Below are 1860 nucleotides of genomic sequence, written 5' to 3'. Positions count from 1 at the left end.
GGCGGCTGCGAGTTCAAGGGCAAGATAGGACATTCATTGATATTGCCCAATCTGACAATGGCAGAATTTTTGCCAATACCTTTTCAAGCTTATACCGACTGAATCGTTCGGGGGAGTCAAAATTTATCGGTTCCTTTGGAGCCTCTGGGATGAATTCTCTGGGGTTTGATGCTAATGGCCGGTTATTTGGTGCTTCTGATAATGGCGGCTTTTATCAAATTAATCAGCGCACAGGGGAAGCCAGACTGCTATTTAACCTCAGTTCGGGTTAAGAGCGACAAGAAAAGGCGGGGTTGTATAAGCTGAAAAGTGTCAAACTATATCCAGCAAACCCCACCTATGTCTAGTTTAGAAGAACTGTTCTGCTCTATTGATGATTTCTGCCAACGCTTTGAACCCCAATGGCGTAAAACGCTCCTTGCCCAAGGTGGTCAATCCAGGCAACGGACTCGTTCTCTTGCTCTGAGCGAGATCATGACGATTCTGGTTGCCTTTCATCACCAGTGCTATCGCAACTTCAAGGCTTACTATCTCAAGCACGTCCATCCATACTGGAAGAATGCCTTTCCCGGACTGGTGAGCTATTCCCGCTTTGTTGAATTCATCCCCTCCGCCTTGGTGCCACTATGCGTTTACCTCAAGCATTGTTTTGGTCAATGCACAGGTATCAGCTTCATCGATAGCACCGCTATCAAAGTTTGCCATAATCGTCGGATTTCTCGGCACCGAGTCTTTGCCAAGCTGGCGGCTCGCGGCAAAACCTCGGTGGACTGGTTCTTGGGGTTCAAGCTGCATCTGGTGGTCAATGAGCAGGGGGAACTGCTCAACGTCACCCTCACCCCTGGCAATACCGATGACCGTAAGCCCGTACCCGATCTGCTTAAAGACCTATTTGGCAAGGTGTTTGCCGACCGAGGTTACGTCTCACAAGCTTTGGTCCAGAAGCTGTTCGAGGACTATGGCATTGAGTTCGTTGCTCGACCCAAACGGAGGATGAAGAACCACCTGATGCGCCTGAGCGACAAGCTGTTAGCGCGCAAGCGAGCGATCATCGAAACGGTGATTGACCAGTTGAAAAACATTTCTCAGATTGAGCACTCCCGCCATCGTAGCCCTGTTAATTTCACAGTGAATCTGCTGTGTGGATTAATTGCCTATTGCCATCAGCCCAAAAAGCCGTCTCTCAAGTTTGACTTTGCTCTTCCTCAATCGGCTTAACCCGAACTGAGGTTATTTAGGTTGTATTTAACCTTTCAGAGTGACTGACGGGCATTACTCTGTCTTGTTTTCATGGGTTGATTTTTCCAACTTTTCCGTTAGTTGTTGTTCAGTCTCCAACTTCTTGCAATACACTACTCTGTGTTGTTGCTCTGAATTGTGAATAGTGGCGAGCAAAATAATCGCATTTTTCAATCAGTCGGGAGGAGTTGGCAAAACTACACTCACTCAAAATTTAGGCTATGCCTTGGGGCAGCGATCGCACCGAGTATTGCTAGTTGATATGGATCCTCAAGCGAGCCTGACAGCGTTTATGGGTTTACATCCCTACGACATTAACCCTACTATTGCCAATTCGCTTCTCACTAGCGAACCTTTACCAATACATAAAGACTTGCATCAGATTGATTTGGCACCTGCCAACATTTCACTAAGTGGTGTTGAGTTTCAGTTGATTTCGGCCATGTCTCGTGAATGGAAGCTCAAGCGCGTCCTTGAGCCAATTAGCCAAGATTATGACTTTATACTAGTTGATTGCCCACCTAGCTAATACCAGTTCAATGTGAGGCGGCATAGAACAGTGCTTCCAGGATAAAGTCGTAGGCAGAAACTGATGCAACCTGCTCCAGTGTTAGTTGATCC

At 47.1% G+C, this 1860-nt stretch carries 3 protein-coding genes; all 3 read left to right on the top strand.

Annotated features, from left to right (window positions below; all coding sequences use genetic code 11):
* Positions 1-272: hypothetical protein (locus JUJ53_RS00375; RefSeq protein WP_204150017.1), on the top strand; the 272-nt coding region annotated here is incomplete at its 5' end.
* A 67-nt stretch (positions 273-339) separates the two neighbouring features.
* Complete coding sequence (locus JUJ53_RS00370) at positions 340-1218, top strand: IS982 family transposase (protein WP_204150016.1); 879 nt, start codon at positions 340-342, stop codon at positions 1216-1218.
* Positions 1219-1384: 166 nt separating this feature from the next.
* Complete coding sequence (locus JUJ53_RS00365) at positions 1385-1768, top strand: AAA family ATPase (protein WP_204150015.1); 384 nt, start codon at positions 1385-1387, stop codon at positions 1766-1768.
* Positions 1769-1860: the final 92 nt, after the last annotated feature.

This window comes from Leptolyngbya sp. CCY15150 (assembly GCF_016888135.1).
Lineage (GTDB): Bacteria > Cyanobacteriota > Cyanobacteriia > RECH01 > RECH01 > RECH01.
The sequence above is the reverse complement of the archived record's forward strand: the minus strand, read 5'-3'. Positions and strand labels throughout refer to the sequence as shown.